A 17,203-nucleotide genomic window follows, 5' to 3' on the forward strand; every position below is an offset into this window, starting at 1 on the left:
TTTTTTAATAACACTTCACACCCCTACTCCTGTCTATTCATATAGCCATTTAGTATCCCTTACCTATCTTACAACTATTAAAAGCATAAAAAAGCACACCCTAAGGTGTGCTTTTTTAACTGGAGCAGATTAACCTGCTTGATCTAACAACATACTACGGATGTGACCGATAGCTTTAGTTGGATTAAGACCTTTAGGGCAAACTGATACACAGTTCATAATACCTTTACAACGGAATAGCGAGAATGGATCGTCAAGACGAGCCAAACGCTCTTGTGTTCCAGTATCACGCGAGTCAATGATGAAGCGGTAAGCATTCAACAATGCTGAAGGACCCAAGAACTTGTCAGGGTTCCACCAGAATGACGGACATGAAGTCGAACAACATGCGCAAAGAATACATTCATATAAACCATCAAGGTGTTCACGCTCTTCAGGAGACTGTAAACGCTCTTTCGGTGGTGCAGGCTGGTTGTTGATCAAGAACGGATGAATTTTATTGTACTGATCATAGAACTGATTCATATCTACAACCAAGTCTTTAACCACTGGTAGACCTGGAAGTGGACGAACAGTAATCACTTCCGGTAAATCATTCAGGTTCCACAGACACGCCAAACCATTTTTACCATTGATGTTTACACCATCAGAACCACAAATACCTTCACGACATGAACGACGGAACGTTAAAGATTCGTCCTGCACTTTCAAAGCAAGAAGAGCATCAAGCAACATACGGTGCTTGTCTGTCAATTCAAGTTTAAAAGTTTGCATGTACGGTGCTTTATCCTTATCAGGATCGTAGCGGTAGATATTAAATGTACGAGTACCTCTACTCATCTTACTTCTCCCTATTAGAATGTACGTGGTTTAGGTGGAATTGCATCAACCGATAAAGGTTTGTAACGCACTGGCTTGTACTCAAGATGGTTATCAACAGAGAACCATAATGTGTGCTTCATCCACTCATCATCACGACGACCGTATGGATAGTCCGCATGTTCTGGCGGCAATTCAAAATCTACCACTGTATGCGCACCACGACATTCTTTACGAGCCGCAGCAGAAATCAGTGTTGCTTTCGCCACTTCATACAAGTTTTCAACTTCTAGAGCTTCAATACGTGCAGTGTTGAATACTTTAGATTTGTCTTTCAAGTGAATGTTACGAACACGTGGCTCAATCGCAAGAATTTGCTTCACACCTTCTTCAAGAAGTGCAGATGTACGGAATACACCAGCGTGGTCTTGAACGATGTCACGGATTGCATCAGCAACTTCTTGAGCGTTCTCACCTGAAGTTGACTCATCCAATTTACGAATACGCTCAACAGTTTGTTCAAGCACAGTCGTAGGAAGCGGTTGGTAGTCATCACCATGATGTTTAGTCACATAATCAATGATATGTTGACCAGCAGCTTTACCGAATACAACCAAGTCAAGCAATGAATTTGTACCTAAACGGTTCGCACCATGTACAGATACACATGAACATTCACCAATTGCATAGAAACCTTTCACTGGCTTAGTGAAGTCACGGCCTTCCGCATTTGTAGAATAAACATCAGTATCTTTGTTGTAGTGTGCTTCAAGCGGAGTTGTTTCGCGAGATTCAGGAACCACAACCTGACCATGAATATTCGTTGGAATACCACCCATTTGATAATGGATTGTTGGTACTACTGGAATCGGCTCTTTAGTGATATCAACGTTCGCGAATTTCTTACCAATCTCGAATACAGATGGAAGACGTTTCATGATCGTGTCAGCACCTAAGTGCGTCATATCAAGCAGAATATAGTCACCTTTAGGACCACAACCACGACCTTCTTTGATTTCCTGGTCCATAGAACGTGATACGAAGTCACGTGGCGCCAAGTCTTTCAAAGTTGGAGCATAACGTTCCATGAACGGTTCGCCGTCTTTGTTACGAAGGATTGCACCTTCACCACGACAACCTTCAGTTAACAATACGCCTGCACCCGCAACACCCGTTGGGTGGAATTGCCAGAATTCCATATCTTGTAATGGAATGCCTGCACGAGCCGCCATACCAAGACCGTCACCAGTATTGATATATGCGTTAGTAGATGCACGGTAAACACGACCAGCACCACCTGTAGCAAATAGAGTCGCTTTAGCTTGGAATACTGCAATTTTACCAGTTTCCTGATCAATAGCAGTTACACCAAGTACGTCACCAGCTTCGTTACGGATCAAGTCAAGTGCGATCCATTCTACGAAGAATTGCGTACCCATTTTCACGTTGCTTTGATAAAGCGTGTGAAGCAGTGCGTGACCTGTACGGTCGGCAGCAGCACATGCACGAGGAACTGCTTTTTCACCGTAGTTTGCAGAGTGACCGCCGAATGGACGTTGGTAAATTGTACCGTCTGCGTTACGGTCGAATGGCATACCCAAATGTTCTAATTCATAAACAACTTGTGGAGCCTCACGCGTCATAAATTCGATCGCGTCTTGGTCGCCCAACCAGTCAGAACCTTTAACCGTGTCATAGAAGTGGTAGTGCCAGTTATCTTCTTGCATATTACCAAGAGATGCACCAATACCGCCCTGTGCCGCCACAGTATGAGAACGTGTTGGGAACACTTTAGTCAGTACCGCAACTTTCAAACCCGCTTGAGCAAGCTGGTAAGATGCGCGCATACCTGAACCACCACCACCAACGATGACAGCATCGAAAGTTTCGTGTGGAATATTTGTGTAATCTTCTTTAGGGTTAATCGCGCCCATGATATTTTCCTATCAATTCGCCCAAAAAATCTGGATTGCCCAGATTGCATATGCAAATACAGCAATAATCACTGCTGAAGTCAGCACCAAACGCAAGCCCGAAGCTGAAGGACCCATTTGACGAGTAGTCACATAATCTGTGAATACCTGCCACATGCCGATCCAAGCGTGTGCGACAAGAGATAAGACTGCCAATAAAGACATAATCTTCATTGGTAATGTCATCATAAAGCCAAACCATTGTTCATGGTTAAATCCACCATTCAGAAGGATCCAACCCAATACCACAACAGTATAAACAGCTAATACAACAGCACTTACGCGTTGGATATACCAATCGCGAGAACCTGAACCCGTTAAACCTGTAGCACTTTTCATTAGAGAACAATCCATACAAATGATGCGACAATAGAAATCGCAGCCAAGATCAATGAAATAGTAGCTGCCACACGACCACTTTGCAGTTCTTCAGCAAAACCAAGGTCAGCAAGTAAATGCTTAATACCCATAATAAAATGGAAAAGTAAGCCGGCTACAAACACCCATACGATAAAGCGCACAATGAAGCCACTAAAGATTGCCTGAACTTCAGCAAAACCTTCAGCAGAAGACAATGATTTGTCTAAAAGCCACAAAAGTACCGGTACAAGTAAAAATACGATGACACCAGAGAGACGGTGTAGAATTGATGCAATAGCCACAGGGGATTTTAAGTTTACTTCTAAAACTTGACCCATGGACAAATTGACAGGTCTGTTGCTTTTCACAGCGGGCATCCTGTAAGTAAAAACTCCATCCGGAGTTTGTTGGAATTAATTCGAAGGAAAGCTAGCATTTTTAGGCAATTACTCTATCCAGTAACACCTAAACTTAAAACGACACTGAATTATAAAACGTGAACTATCAAAATACAAACAGTCACATTTAGCTTTTCCATAAAAAAGCATCAAATAAGAATCATTAACATAAAATCCCCCATGCAAGCAGACAAAATACATCTAACAAAACAGAGCTATATGTTTGGTTTTTATTAAATAAAATTAAATTTTATTTATCGTTTTTAGCTTTGAGAATTAAATTTATTTATTTAGACTAAAGATGAACAAAGAATCATTATATTTTACAACAATCTTAGCTGTATTTATATCATTTATAACAATTTTCATTTCCATTAGAAATATATAGTATTTATAATAATTATATCAATCCAACTTCATGAAATGAAATAACCACTTAGTCTGTGCATAACTTCCTTATATGGCAAAATCATGCTGATTTTTTCTGCAAAATTATGGTTTATTTTATCCAATTTGAACAAATAACCGGCATTTCAGCACATATTTGGCAGCTATTTTTTAACCAAACAAACTTAATTTCACTTTTCATTTATCGCTTTTAATTATGACTAAAAAATCAGCAAAAAATACAATAAAAAGATGTAAGTTACGAAAATTAGAATAATTTAAAATATTAGGCTTGACGTAAATTCGGAACCTATCAGAGTTTTTAGGAATTAAAAATTGCCTACAATTCCCCCAACATGCATATTTTTTTCTGCAACTTATTTTCATTTGACTTATTATACAGCGTCGATACTGATATTTTCCTCATGGCTACTGGATTTTTTTGATCCAACCCCGGTGAGGGCGTCGCTTTATCCATAAGTATAATTGACAAAATTTCAGTACTCACTAATCTTATAGCAAATTTTTGACCCGTCTGATTCGCGCATTAAAAGATTAGTACTACGAGTCAGATAAAACATTCACCAGGACAGGAGATCTATTGAATGTCTGCAGCAACTGGCAAAAAAGCCGTTTTACAGCTTGATGGCAAAGAAATTGAATTACCAATTTACAGCGGCACATTGGGCCCAGATGTAATCGACGTTAAAGATGTGTTGGCCGCAGGTCACTTTACTTTTGATCCTGGTTTTATGGCAACAGCTGCATGTGAATCTAAAATCACATTCATCGATGGTAACAAAGGTGTTCTTCTACACCGCGGTTACCCAATCGACCAGCTTGCAACTAAAGCAGACTATTTAGAAACTTGCTACTTATTGTTAAACGGCGAACTTCCAACAGCTGAACAAAAAGTAGAATTTGATGCTAAAGTTCGTAACCACACTATGGTTCACGACCAAGTTAGCCGTTTCTTCAATGGTTTCCGTCGTGATGCTCACCCGATGGCAATTATGGTTGGTGTAGTTGGTGCGCTTTCTGCGTTCTATCACAACAACTTGGACATCGAAGATGTTAACCACCGTGAAATTACTGCAATCCGCTTGATTGCTAAAGTTCCTACGCTAGCAGCTTGGAGCTACAAATATACAGTTGGTCAACCATTCGTTTACCCACGTAATGACTTGAGCTACGCTGAAAACTTCTTGTACATGATGTTTGCTACTCCTGCAGACAAAGACTACAAAGTTAACCCAATTCTTGCTAAAGCAATGGATCGTATCTTCACGCTTCATGCTGACCACGAACAAAACGCATCTACCTCTACAGTACGTTTAGCCGGTTCTACTGGTGCTAACCCTTACGCATGTATCGCTGCGGGTATCTCTGCACTTTGGGGTCCTGCTCACGGTGGTGCGAACGAAGCTGTTCTTAAGATGCTTGATGAAATCGGCACTGTAGAAAACGTTGCTGGCTTCATGGAAAAAGTGAAGACTAAAGAAGTTAAACTTATGGGCTTCGGTCACCGAGTTTATAAAAACTTCGACCCACGCGCTAAAGTTATGAAAGAAACTTGCGACGAAGTTCTTGGTGCGCTTGGTATCAACGATCCACAGCTTGCACTTGCGATGGAACTTGAACGCATTGCGTTGTCTGATGAATACTTCATCAAACGTAACTTATACCCTAACGTAGACTTCTACTCAGGTATCATCCTTAAAGCGATTGGTATTCCGACTGAAATGTTTACTGTAATCTTCGCTCTTGCACGTACAGTTGGCTGGATCAGCCACTGGTTAGAAATGCACAGCGGTCCTTACAAAATCGGTCGTCCACGTCAGCTTTACACTGGTGAAGTTCAACGTGACATCCAAGGTCGTTAATTCTTTAAGAATTAATGATTTAAAAAAACCGCCCTTCCGGGCGGTTTTTTTACGTCTTTCAATCAAGCCTCTACTCCATGCAATAAAATTTTACTCAACCCGAATCCTGTTTAAGCCAATGTTTGCATAACACGAACCACTGGCTTGTTTTTATGACAGAGTTATAGCCAGACAAGGATGCATAAATTCCCGCTAAGTACCCGTCGATGCTTCTTACTTAACTCATCACCAAATCATATTTTCCTTTTAACAGGCTAAATAAAATCTCTATTTTATTAGGCTGCTTTAAGTAATATTCATCTGATGTTGAGAGTCAAGCAGACTTCATAACTGATTCATGATTAAGTACAGCTTACAGCCAAAGAACCATCCCATTGAGCTTTTGCCGCGGGTTGCAAATCGCTGCCTAGAGATTTATGCGTTGAATCCGCTGATTTTTGCATACAGTTAGCGTAGTTGAATCAATCCATAAATAATGACTTTAATAATCTTTCATCCAGGAAAAATGTAAAGCATGCAGCGCCAATTAATGAGCTCTGATGAGATGAACCATCCGCTGGTAACATGGTAAATATCGAAAGAGTTGACCTTGATTTTGCCTTAATAAAAAAGAAGAAGGCTTTGAAATTATTGAAATAAGAGCAGTTATACCAAATGGCAATCAACACGATTTCTGAAAGTTGCAATTAAGTAGACAGTATTCTCAAATGCTTGTTGCTATATTTTAAAAATTCCCAATGGCTTGCTTCAAATTTCTAAAAAAAAGCCAGCGAACATGGTCATTGAAGACGTAGGTTATGTGGTAACTCCCTCATGGTTTTTAGCCGCCTTTTTTTCAAGTCTATTTCTTATGCGCGATTCAGATTTTCTTAAATTAAACAATATGTTTTCAGGCTTACCTATACTTTTATATAAATATCAAAGGAATAAATCCCTAAATGGATTTTTTCCAGATTTAACTTTCTAAGTAAATTCATTTTGAATTGATCTTTAAATTCTATTGTTAAACTTGTATCTAACTTCTTATCCATCACGGGTAATAAGAATTCAAATTTTCTTCAGCATCGTTACAATATCAAATCAAAGAATTGAACAAATTTCCCTTCCTTGACATTTACTCCAGTTTTATTTTTTGCATAAAATTACAGTATCAATGGCAAAGCCACATGTTATGCTGCAAAAATTTAGACTCTTGTTATTGTTCAAACTTTATTTAATGTTTGATATTCATAACTTTCGTTTTCGGCAGTTGACCACTGGTGAGATAAATCTTGCACGGCAAGTTTTCGGTAATTTAATCAATTACAATGAAGTTCAAATATTGAATATCAAATATCTTCCCTGGCAACCCATAAATATGTATATGGCTCCCAATGGCAACATTTTTATGAATAACGAAAATTTTTGTGAAGATTTCTCTCGGCGATCCAAACAAATGCAAGGTTTGTTCATACATGAGATGACCCACATTTATCAATATCAGTCTAATATCAATGTTCTGTTACACGGTGCTATACTGCAGTCCAAATATTTTTTGAGTTTAAAAAAATATAATCCTTATAAATACCACTTTATTGCGGGCAAACCGTTTCATACATACAACATTGAACAACAAGGAGAGATTGCCCGGGACATATTCTTTAAAAATATCCCCAACATTATTTTAAATAATGAACACCTCGTACAGTAATTCTTGCAGGCTCAATTTTTAACTTAATTCTTGGAATGAATAAATTTCAATAATGCCTCATAATTTTCCATCCGATCATCTTTTTTAATTTTTAATAGTTCGATTTCATCGTTCAAGTCCCTCTTTTCAGCATTGTCGAGATCATTCTGCTAAACAAAATCTGGTGAATTTTCCAGGTAAGCAAACTGAAAGCTGTTTATAAAAACAGGTGGCGATTCATAAGTAGGCTTGAAGTGAATGGCATACTTTTTGGTAACTGATGTTTAGACAACAGTGTGTATAACTTTTAACTACAACTGCCTCTCAAACCATAACCTGGCAAGTGCTTGTGCACGCGTAGACAAAATGTAGAATTCCACCTCAAATATTTGATTTAAAACATTTAATAGAAATTGCATCTAGCAGGTTATCTCATCCAATCACCACAATCCATTTGCAATATGTCTATTTTCGCATCCCTGCTGTATTTTTTTGTCTAAATTCAGATTTTTTTTTGTTTTTTTCTCTATAAACGATGCAATTCGTATATAGTATCGAATTGCTAATTATTGATTAATACTTCTATTTTATTTGTCGTCACGTACACAGCATTGAACGCATAATCATAATAAATCTAAGTCTGTGTATACATCCCTATAGGTAATAGGATTAAGTTGGAATGAAAAGTTTTAAAATTGCCCTTGCACAATTCTCTCCGCATATTGGCAATATCGAAGCAAACACTCAAAAGATGCTTGAACAGATAAATGAAGCCAAAAAACAAAAAGCTGATTTAATTCTCTTCCCGGAGCTTTCAACTGTAGGCTACCCTGCAGAAGATCTATTACTCCGTCCTAGCTTGGCAAAACGCACACAAAAAGCTTTTGAGCTGCTCAGTCAAGTCAAAGACATTGTGATGGTTTTTGGTTTTGTCAATCAGAGTGAAGAGGGTCACCGCTACAACTCTGCAGCCGTAATGAAAGATGGACAAGTACTGGGTGTTTACAACAAACAAAACTTGCCAAACTACAGTGTATTTGATGAAAAACGTTATTTCAGCGAAGGCCATCAACACCTTGTTTTTGAATATTTAGGTCATAAGTTTGGCGTGCTGATTTGTGAAGATATTTGGTCACTGAGTACCGTGCATCAGTTATCTCAACTGAATGTTGAAACAGCTTTGGTCTTAAATGCTTCACCTTATGAAGTAGGTAAACCGCAACATCGTGTCACCACCATGAGTCAACTGGCTAAACAGTTGAATATTAATCTGGTCTATACCAACCAGATTGGTGGTCAAGATGACCTGATTTTTGATGGCACCAGCTTTGTGATCAATAAAGATGGCAATATTGCTTTACAGGCAGCCAGCTTTAAAGAAGATCTTTATTACGCCGAATATGAAGCCGAACAAAAAGCCTATAAAGTCGGAACAGTAACACCTGCTTTAGATACCTTGGCTGAAATCTATCAAGGTCTGGTTTTAGCAACTCGTGATTATGTTCAGCGTTCTGGTTTTCCTGGCGTAATTCTTGGTTTATCGGGTGGCATTGACTCGGCATTAACATTGGCAATCGCGGTTGATGCGATTGGTGCAGATAAAGTTCAGGCCGTGATGATGCCTTATACCTATACAGCGCAAATCAGTGTAGAAGATGCCGCTGCACAGGCCAAAAACATGGGTGTAACTTTCGGTATTGCTGAAATCAATCCAATCGTAAACAGCTTCATGCAAACCCTGTATCCATTCTTTGGTAACAGCCCTGCAGATGCCACTGAAGAAAATCTGCAAGCCCGTGCTCGTGGTACCTTACTGATGGGCTTGTCGAACAAGTTTGGTAATCTGGTTTTATCTACCGGCAACAAGTCTGAACTTTCTGTAGGTTACTGCACCCTGTATGGCGATATGGTTGGCGGTTATGCGGTGCTGAAAGACGTGTATAAAACCATTGTTTTTGAACTGGCGAAATACCGTAACAGCATTTCAGAGACTCCAGTCATTCCAGAGCGTGTCATTACTCGCCCACCTTCTGCAGAACTGCGTCCAGACCAGAAAGACCAAGACTCTTTACCTGCCTATGAAGTACTGGATGCCATTCTTTATTCTTATATTGAAGAAGATATGAGTCAGGATGACATTATTGCCAAAGGCTTTGATAAAGCAGTGGTGGAAAAAGTCATTCGCCTGGTAGATCGTAATGAATATAAACGTCGTCAAGGTGCGATTGGTCCGCGTATCAGCTCACGAGCATTTACCCGTGAACGCCGTTATCCAATTATGAATGGATGGACACCAGGTGTCTAAGAAGCACCTAGCCCAACAGTTTGCTCAAGCGCTTATGCTTGAGCAAACCCGCTTTATAAAAAAACAATTATTAGCAGAACAACATAATCCTTATATCGAAAAATTTGTTCATCATCTTTATATTTCTTCAGATCAGATTGCTTTAAAACAGATTATTCAACTTGAATCGCTACAAGAGGTGGTTCAAAAATATGCCTTTGAATTGAATCTAGGTGCTGAAATTTTAGAGTTCATCGGGGTTGTTTCTCAAAGAATTCATCAGCTGGCAATGAACAGCCAGACTCAAATCAACACCCTGCTGTCTGATGAAACTTTTGAACTCTGGATGTACAAGATTCTCGAACTGGATCAGTTGCGTCACTACATCCATGATAATTTGCAGCACAATCCGCAAGTCGAACATGTCAGTTTACAGTTAGCCAACCAGATTCTTGAAAGTAATACGCCTTGGCTGGATCATCTACGCAAGCTCAATACCCATCAACAAGGTTTAGGTTCCAAGATACTCAGTTTTATTCAAGACCAGCAACAGGCTATTGAACTCAAGCTGGAGCAGCAACTTGCTCACGCTCTGGTTAAACAACTTGCCAATCTGTTTTTACTGCCGAATGAAGAGCTGGCAGATATCAGCCTGCATTTATGGGAAGATATTAAACAAAGAACCTTGCGGGAAACTTTTTCCCAATTCCAGCCCATAGACTTTGAAGAGTTCTTTATTCTGGTCTATGAAACCTGGCGACAGTTAAGACAAACAGAATACCTGCAACAGGTGGTTTTGGATGTGGTGGCTGGCTTTTATGACTATTTCGCCAACTACAGCTTACAGGAACTGTTGCAATCTGTCGGACTAGATGAAGAAGACTTACATCAGGAAGCCCACCGTTTTATGCCCTACACTCTTCAAGCCCTAGAACAACAAGGATTGCTAGACGGGATTATTCTGGCGCTGATTTCACCTTTTTATGCCAGCGAAACTACTCATCAATTTATTGAGCAATATCTTCAAGAAAGGTTTTAATTTCTTATACAGGCTCTGTTGGCATTTTATTAATGGATGGTTAACAGACCTTTTTCTGCTTCTGAGAATCGACCTGACTTTTTTGAACCATAAAAAAAGAGACCATGCTGAGAGCATGGTCTATAAAAATGGTGGCTATGACGGGACTTGAACCTGTGACCCCCGCATTATGAGTGCGGTGCTCTAACCAACTGAGCTACATAGCCATAAACTGTGTGCGCATTATCTAGATTTCGACAACTAGCGTCAAGCCCTTTATTTTATGAGTGTTCAGAGTTTGAGCGTTTTATTTTTTTTCAGTTAATATTTAAACAAAACAGCGATTTATTCCAGCTATTTCCTACTTAAACCTTAAAATTAAAGCACTAAAATATTGAAATAAAATGCATCTCAAATTCATCGCCATCAGCTTAATTCCCCGGATGGGTGTCTCCTACCAGTTAGTTTCACCCATATTCGTCGATTACAATGGAGTTTGTATGGATGTGGTGATTGATCAACAATCAACAGCTTTTGACCATGTAGCAAAAGCGCAGCCCCCGGCACAACGCATTCAAGCACAGCAAAAGCTCTATCGTATTGAGCATATTGCAGAAGATCAGAAATTAGCAGTTGCTACTCAAAACTAGATTGCGCTGCATTATGCCCGGTTACATCTTACTAAAAATAAAATCGATCAATTGCAACAGATCGTGTTTGGAAAAAATAAAAAGCCAAAAATTCTGGAAAATATAAGCAAAAAATTTCCTAAAGTAAAACTCGATGCCAGTGCAATTCAATGTGAATAATGATTTTTTAAGGTAAATTTTAGACATAAAAAAAGACCACGCTTTTATAAACGTGGTCTATGAAAATGGTGGCTATGACGGGACTTGAACCTGTGACCCCCGCATTATGAGTGCGGTGCTCTAACCAACTGAGCTACATAGCCAAAACTGTGCGCATATTATCTATTTCAGGGCACTTCATGTCAAGAAATATCACGCAATAATTGTAAAAAAATTGGTGAAGTGAGCCGATAAGCCGGGTTCTGTCGTGAACGATCATTCCTCTAGGCGTACAATCACTCGTACGCTCAAGCGACCTACCCGAATCCAGCACGGGCCGTGCCTGAAGGATTCCTATTTGGTCTTGCTTCTGGTGGGGTTTACCTTGCCGTGAACTGTTACCAGACACGCGGTGCGCTCTTACCGCACCCTTTCACCCTTACCATCTCTCTTGGTCTCCCCGAAGGAAAATTGCAAAGATGGCGGTCTACTCTCTGCTGCACTTGCCGTCGGCTTTCACCGCCCAGGCGTTACCTGGCACCCTGCCCTACGAAGCCCGGACTTTCCTCCCCTGCTTCAATCACGGAGATCTCCACAGCAGCGATCGTCTGGCTCACTTCGGGGCGTATGCTAACAAATTTCAGCACTAATTACTGATGCTTTTTTGTGCAATCAGCTTTTTATATTTTTCCATCAGGTCATCTTGTGATTCCACATGCTGGGGATCATGCGGAATACAGTCGACCGGACAGAACAATTGACACTGCGGTTGATCAAAATGCCCAACGCATTCGGTACATAAATCCGGGTGAATTTCATAAATGACCTCACCCATGAATATCGCCTCATTCGGGCACACCGGCTCACAGACATCACAATTGATGCATTCATCGGTAATATATAAAGACACGTTACCAACCTTGCTGTTGTTTCCGCTTAAAGGCTTCAACTACAGCTTGCGGTACAAACTGCGCGACATCACCATTTAAGCGTGCTATTTCACGTACTAAAGTAGATGAAATAAAAGAATATTGCTCTGAAGGGGTTAGAAATACCGCCTCAAAACTTGCATCCAGGCGACGGTTCATGTTGGCCAGTTGAAATTCATACTCAAAGTCAGATACGGCGCGTAATCCACGCAGAACTGCTGTTGCTTTCTGTTCACGGAAAAAATTGACCAACAGACCATCAAAGCCGACAAATTCTACATTAGGCAAATGACTTAGCGATTTTTTTGCTAGTTCCACTCGCTCTTCCAAACTAAAGACTGGATTTTTGTGATGACCAATGGCAATAGCCACCACAACTTCATCAAACATTTTCGCTGCACGTGACACCAAATCGATATGTCCATTAGTAATTGGATCGAAAGTGCCTGGATAAATGACGCGAGATTTAGTCATCCATTTTTACTCTAGTTTTTAGTAGAGCCCTATTTTAACAAAAACTTCTTTTTTTAGTGAACAATCTCCTTACTTTTGAAAAAACTTCACCTCAGAGCGAGTTTGAGGCAAAATAGAGCTAATCTTGGAATATGCGTATTATGTCGAAATCAATCGTAGTTAAAAAAAATACTGGTGGCACTATTGCGCAGAACAAGCGTGCTCGCCATGATTATTTTATTGAAGATAAATTCGAAGCCGGGTTGTCTTTACAAGGCTGGGAAGTCAAGTCCTTGCGTGCCGGGCGGATGACCATTACCGAAAGTTATATTCTGTTCAAGAACAATGAAGCGTTTTTATTTGGTGCACAAATCCAGCCCCTGTTATCTGCTTCAACGCATGTGGTTCCTGAAGCCACCCGCACACGCAAATTGCTGCTTTCACGCCGCGAAATTGAAAAACTTTTGGGTGCAGTGAATCAGAAAGGTTATGCTTGTGTACCTTTGGCCTGCTACTGGAAAGGTCCATTAGCCAAACTGGAAATTGCCCTAGTGAAAGGTAAACAGTTACACGATAAACGTGCGACTGAAAAAGACCGGGACTGGCAGCGTGACAAGGCCCGGATTTTCCACAAATAATTGTTACCTGAATAAAAAAACCTCCAGCTGGAGGTTTTTAAATTTCTGAAAAAATCTGAACTTACTTGAATCTGTTTGCTAACAATGCCAGATATTCACCAAACCAGATAGCCGTATCTAGGTCACCTTGCGGTGGTGTAACCTCTACCGGGGCATTATCCGACTGGGTCATCAATCCCAAAAAGCCCGACATCCGGTTCAGGTCCTGCGAACCACGCCCAGTCGGCATCAGCGGCAAACCTGCCCACAGCATGCCGTGCTGCATGGCAAACAGATTGATTTGCTGCAATACTGCCAGTTTATCACCACTCAATCCGCCACCATTGGTAAAACCCGCTGCAATTTTGCCTTGCCAGGTCCGTGCCAGCCAGCGTTTGGATGACTGCTCCATAAATAGCTTCAAGGCTGAAGTAATACTGCCCATATAGGTCGGACAACCGAATATAATGGTATCAGCCTGATCCAGCACATTCCAATCCACATGCTCGATATTCATGCAATGTACCTGAATACCGGTTTGCTTGGCCCCTTGAGCAATGAAAGAAGCGACCTTTGCAGTATGTCCATAGGGGCTGTGATAAACGATAGCAAGAGATTTCGTGGATAAAGGCATATCAATAAAAGCAGTAAGTTTTAATCAACAAGTTTAACAGTTTCAAATCATAAACACGAATGTTGCCATACGACCGGTTTTGGCTGCACGGCGATAGGAAAAATATTCTTCTGCCTGTGTATAGGAACATTGGTCACCGCCTAGCACAACTTCGACCCCATGTTGCTTTAAGATAAATCGTGCAATCGCATATAAGTCAGCATAAAACTTATCTGCTTTTTCACCCGCTTTAAAAGCAGCTTCCAGTTCAGGGTATTTAGAGCAGAAAGCCTGTTTGACTTCTGCTCCAATTTCAAAACAGGGCTGACTAATCGCAGCGCCCAACCATGCCCAAGTTGGCTGGGTTTGCATGGCAGCAATGGTATTTTCAACAATACCATGGGCCAAACCTCGCCAGCCGGCATGCAAATTCGCTATCTCCGTCCCATCTGCATTGCCGAGCACCACAGGCAAACAATCCGCAGTCATCATCATTAAAGCATGTGCTTTACGCTGGGTCACCACTCCATCCCCTTCCAAGGCCTGAAAAGGGATTTCTTCATTGATGGTATGACAAATGGTGCTATGGGTTTGCGTCATCCAGGTCACTTTATTGACCCCAAATTCGGCAAACTCCGCCAGTAAAGCCATACGATGCTGCTGTACACGCTTTGCATCATCCCCCACATGCAAGGCCAGGTTAAATCCTGCCAGTTCAGGTTGAGCTGAAGGCTGAATTTTTTCATGATGCACTCGCGTCTGCCCAACACATACACCTTCCGGAAGCCCTTGAACAAATTGCATGTCTATTTCCTTGTGCTTTTCCTTATGATTCACCAGCCATAAAACCACTTAGTAGGCTTTATTTTCACTGCGTAATAGATCAATCAATTGCGCAAAGTCATCTGCCCATGGTGCCTCAAACATCATTTCTTCACCACTGCGCGGATGAATCAGTCCGAGTTTGGTTGCATGCAAGGCCTGACGTTTAAAGCCGCGTAAAGTATCGGCCAGTAATTCTGAAGCACCTGCCGGTACACGGACACGGCTCATATACACCGAATCACCGACCAGACCAAAGCCCAGATAACTAAAATGCACACGAATCTGATGGGTACGGCCGGTTTCCAGACGTGCCTGCACACGAGTGAAATGCTGAAAGCGTTCTTTCACGTTGTAATGGGTCACTGCATCTCGACCACCCGGCAACACGGCCATTTTTACTCGATCGACCGGATGGCGCTTAATTGGCTCATCAATCGTACCACCGGCAATAATGTTACCGTACACCACCAAATCATAGAGACGATATACCGATTTCTTCGCCAATTGCTTGCTTAAAGAAAACTGGGCTTCAAGATTTTTCGCTACCACCAGCAAACCGCTGGTGTCTTTATCAATACGGTGTACCAGACCGGCACGAGCCAGTTCGGCAGATTTTGGATAATGATAAAGCAAGGCGTTCACCAGTGTACCGCTGGTATTTCCCGCACCTGGATGAACAACCATACCAACCGGTTTGTTAATGACAATAATATCGTCATCTTCATACACCACATTGAGGGGAATATTTTCCGGCAGGCTTTTGGTTTGAACTTCCAGCTCTACATCCAGCGTGAGCAGCTCATTGCCTTCACATTTATACTTAGGTTTGACAGTGTTACCATTTACCAACAAATGGCCATCTTTCAGCCACTGCTTCAATTTTTCACGAGAAAAATCGCTCCAGACTAGCGCTGCAACCTGATCGATACGTTGCCCTAAATAACTTTCATCCAATTGAAATTGCAACGATAAACGTGTTGCAGTTGAGTCTGAAGTATGGTTATCTGCATCCTCAGAATCTTCAAGTAAATTGAAATCAGTTTCAGGGACATTAGAATTAGAAGATTGTGCTTGACTCATTTGCTCATTCAGACAAAAGTGGTTTAATAGTGCAATTGTAGCTCATTGCCCGTATTAACAGAGGAATTTTTATGTCGTTACCACGTTATAAAATGACAATGCTTGCTTTATCTTTAGGCGTTGCGTCGGCAATAGTGGGCTGTAGCAGTAATCCAAAGAAAGAAGTGGTAGACACAGGACCACAATCTAGCGAACAAGTTTATATTCAAAAAGCTGAAAAAGCCCTTGAACGTGGTCAATATACCGATGCGGCCAAACATCTTGAAGCAATCGATACCTATTATCCAACAGGTGACTATGCCCAACAGGCACAGCTGGAATTGTTATACGTTAAATTTCAACAAAAAGATTATGAAGGCGCAGTTGCCCTGGCTGAGCGTTTTATCCGTTTAAACCCGCAACATCCGAATGTGGACTATGCCTACTATGTTCGTGGTGTCGCGAACATGGAACAAAACTATGATGGCCTGTTGCGTTATACATCATTAAAACAGTCACACCGTGATGTCAGCTATTTAAAAGTGGCTTATCAGAATTTTGTCGATTTCATCCGCCGTTTCCCATCAAGTACTTATGCTGTCGATGCGGCACAGCGTATGAAGTTCATTGGCACAGAGCTGGCTGAAAGTGAAATGAACGCGGCACGTTTTAATATTAAGCGTAAAGCATGGCTAGCGGCTATTGAGCGCTCACAATGGGTAGTTGAACACTATCCACAAACTCCGCAAGTTCCTGAAGCTTTAGCCACCATGGCCTATGGATATGACAAATTGGGCGATCAGCAGACTTCACAGCAGTACATTGAAGTGTTAAAGCTGAATTATCCGCATCTGGTCAAAGCTGATGGTAGCGTGAATATGCGTGCTGCACATGGTGAAGGCAGCTGGTTTAACCGCGCCACTTTAGGTATTTTTGGTCGCGAAGCGCAAAGCTCGACCGAAGCAGAGCAACAGCAAAATGCAGCGCAAAGTGAAAAACGCAGTTTCACCAATCGCATCAGTTTTGGCTTGCTGGATCGTCCTAAAACTGAAAACAGCATTCCCCCTGCACCAGAGCAATAACCTCAAGCAGCGGCAGCAACTGGAACGCGAGCATCACAATAAGCTT

General features: G+C 41.2%; 16 protein-coding genes, 2 tRNA genes, 1 other RNA gene and 1 pseudogene. 7 read left to right on the forward strand and 13 right to left on the reverse strand.

The window, feature by feature from the left end; genetic code table 11:
* Positions 1-129: 129 nt before the first annotated feature.
* From B9T38_RS10910 to sdhC, 4 genes are read right to left on the reverse strand one after another with little or no spacing between them, the layout of a single operon-like run.
* Positions 130-840 (reverse strand): succinate dehydrogenase iron-sulfur subunit, encoded by a 711-nt coding sequence (locus tag B9T38_RS10910; protein WP_086196822.1) that lies wholly within the window; start codon positions 838-840, stop codon positions 130-132.
* Between the two features lie 14 nt (positions 841-854).
* The gene (locus B9T38_RS10915) at positions 855-2,753 is read right to left on the reverse strand and encodes an FAD-binding protein (protein WP_086196823.1); all 1,899 of its coding nucleotides are present in this window, start codon (positions 2,751-2,753) and stop codon (positions 855-857) included.
* 12 nt (positions 2,754-2,765) lie between these two features.
* Positions 2,766-3,131 (reverse strand): succinate dehydrogenase, hydrophobic membrane anchor protein, encoded by a 366-nt coding sequence (gene sdhD / locus B9T38_RS10920; protein ID WP_086196824.1) that lies wholly within the window; start codon positions 3,129-3,131, stop codon positions 2,766-2,768.
* Positions 3,131-3,529 carry a succinate dehydrogenase, cytochrome b556 subunit gene (gene sdhC, locus B9T38_RS10925; protein ID WP_131273317.1) on the reverse strand — a complete coding sequence of 133 codons (399 nt, stop codon included), beginning with the start codon at positions 3,527-3,529 and terminating at the stop codon, positions 3,131-3,133. Before sdhC ends, sdhD begins: the two co-directional genes overlap by 1 nt.
* Before the next feature lie 1,013 nt (positions 3,530-4,542).
* On the opposite strand from sdhC, the gene gltA reads away from it, so the two are divergent.
* On the forward strand, positions 4,543-5,820 hold the full coding sequence (gene gltA, locus B9T38_RS10930) for a citrate synthase (RefSeq protein WP_086196825.1): 1,278 nt from the start codon (positions 4,543-4,545) through the stop codon (positions 5,818-5,820).
* A 110-nt stretch (positions 5,821-5,930) separates the two neighbouring features.
* Here gltA and B9T38_RS10935 read toward each other — a convergent pair.
* Positions 5,931-6,575, reverse strand: a pseudogene (locus tag B9T38_RS10935) (transposase); the annotation flags it as partial.
* Between the two features lie 398 nt (positions 6,576-6,973).
* Here B9T38_RS10935 and B9T38_RS10940 point away from each other — a divergent pair.
* From B9T38_RS10940 to B9T38_RS10950, 3 genes are all read left to right on the forward strand, one after another.
* Positions 6,974-7,510, forward strand: a complete 537-nt coding sequence (locus B9T38_RS10940) for a hypothetical protein (RefSeq protein WP_086196826.1) — start codon at positions 6,974-6,976, stop codon at positions 7,508-7,510.
* 658 nt (positions 7,511-8,168) lie between these two features.
* Positions 8,169-9,794 (forward strand): NAD+ synthase, encoded by a 1,626-nt coding sequence (locus B9T38_RS10945; protein ID WP_086196827.1) that lies wholly within the window; start codon positions 8,169-8,171, stop codon positions 9,792-9,794.
* On the forward strand, positions 9,787-10,812 hold the full coding sequence (locus B9T38_RS10950; protein ID WP_251992229.1) for a hypothetical protein: 1,026 nt from the start codon (positions 9,787-9,789) through the stop codon (positions 10,810-10,812). Before B9T38_RS10945 ends, B9T38_RS10950 begins: the two co-directional genes overlap by 8 nt.
* A gap of 129 nt (positions 10,813-10,941) precedes the next feature.
* Here the strand turns inward: B9T38_RS10950 and B9T38_RS10955 are convergent.
* Positions 10,942-11,018, reverse strand: a tRNA-Met gene (locus tag B9T38_RS10955).
* 273 nt (positions 11,019-11,291) lie between these two features.
* Between B9T38_RS10955 and B9T38_RS16995 the strand changes: the two genes are divergently transcribed.
* Positions 11,292-11,441: a hypothetical protein gene (locus B9T38_RS16995; protein ID WP_251992230.1), complete on the forward strand. Its 150-nt coding sequence runs from the start codon at positions 11,292-11,294 to the stop codon at positions 11,439-11,441.
* Between the two features lie 225 nt (positions 11,442-11,666).
* Here the strand turns inward: B9T38_RS16995 and B9T38_RS10965 are convergent.
* The 4 genes from B9T38_RS10965 to coaD all read right to left on the reverse strand — a co-directional run bounded on the left by B9T38_RS10965 (position 11,667) and on the right by coaD (position 12,982).
* Positions 11,667-11,743 (reverse strand) — tRNA-Met (locus B9T38_RS10965).
* Positions 11,744-11,815: 72 nt separating this feature from the next.
* An RNA gene (gene rnpB / locus B9T38_RS10970) (RNase P RNA component class A) lies at positions 11,816-12,199 on the reverse strand.
* A 26-nt stretch (positions 12,200-12,225) separates the two neighbouring features.
* Positions 12,226-12,489, reverse strand: coding sequence for a YfhL family 4Fe-4S dicluster ferredoxin (locus tag B9T38_RS10975; RefSeq protein ID WP_086196829.1), 264 nt, complete (start codon positions 12,487-12,489; stop codon positions 12,226-12,228).
* 1 nt (position 12,490) lies between these two features.
* Positions 12,491-12,982 (reverse strand): pantetheine-phosphate adenylyltransferase, encoded by a 492-nt coding sequence (coaD, locus tag B9T38_RS10980; RefSeq protein ID WP_086196830.1) that lies wholly within the window; start codon positions 12,980-12,982, stop codon positions 12,491-12,493.
* A 140-nt stretch (positions 12,983-13,122) separates the two neighbouring features.
* Between coaD and smpB the strand changes: the two genes are divergently transcribed.
* Positions 13,123-13,599, forward strand: a complete 477-nt coding sequence (gene smpB / locus B9T38_RS10985) for an SsrA-binding protein SmpB (protein ID WP_086196831.1) — start codon at positions 13,123-13,125, stop codon at positions 13,597-13,599.
* A 61-nt stretch (positions 13,600-13,660) separates the two neighbouring features.
* On the opposite strand, the gene B9T38_RS10990 is transcribed toward smpB, so the two are convergent.
* The 3 genes from B9T38_RS10990 to rluD are packed head-to-tail and all read right to left on the reverse strand — an operon-like array spanning position 13,661 to position 16,096.
* Complete coding sequence (locus B9T38_RS10990; protein WP_086196832.1) at positions 13,661-14,212, reverse strand: flavodoxin family protein; 552 nt, start codon at positions 14,210-14,212, stop codon at positions 13,661-13,663.
* 42 nt (positions 14,213-14,254) lie between these two features.
* Positions 14,255-14,995, reverse strand: a complete 741-nt coding sequence (pgeF, locus tag B9T38_RS10995; protein ID WP_086196833.1) for a peptidoglycan editing factor PgeF — start codon at positions 14,993-14,995, stop codon at positions 14,255-14,257.
* A 48-nt stretch (positions 14,996-15,043) separates the two neighbouring features.
* Complete coding sequence (gene rluD / locus B9T38_RS11000; RefSeq protein WP_086196834.1) at positions 15,044-16,096, reverse strand: 23S rRNA pseudouridine(1911/1915/1917) synthase RluD; 1,053 nt, start codon at positions 16,094-16,096, stop codon at positions 15,044-15,046.
* 71 nt (positions 16,097-16,167) lie between these two features.
* Between rluD and B9T38_RS11005 the strand changes: the two genes are divergently transcribed.
* A complete protein-coding gene (locus tag B9T38_RS11005) occupies positions 16,168-17,157 on the forward strand; it encodes an outer membrane protein assembly factor BamD (protein ID WP_086196835.1) in 990 nt (329 codons plus the stop codon).
* The last annotated feature ends 46 nt before the right edge of the window (positions 17,158-17,203 follow it).

Source organism: Acinetobacter sp. ANC 4218, from assembly GCF_002135245.1.
GTDB lineage: Bacteria > Pseudomonadota > Gammaproteobacteria > Pseudomonadales > Moraxellaceae > Acinetobacter.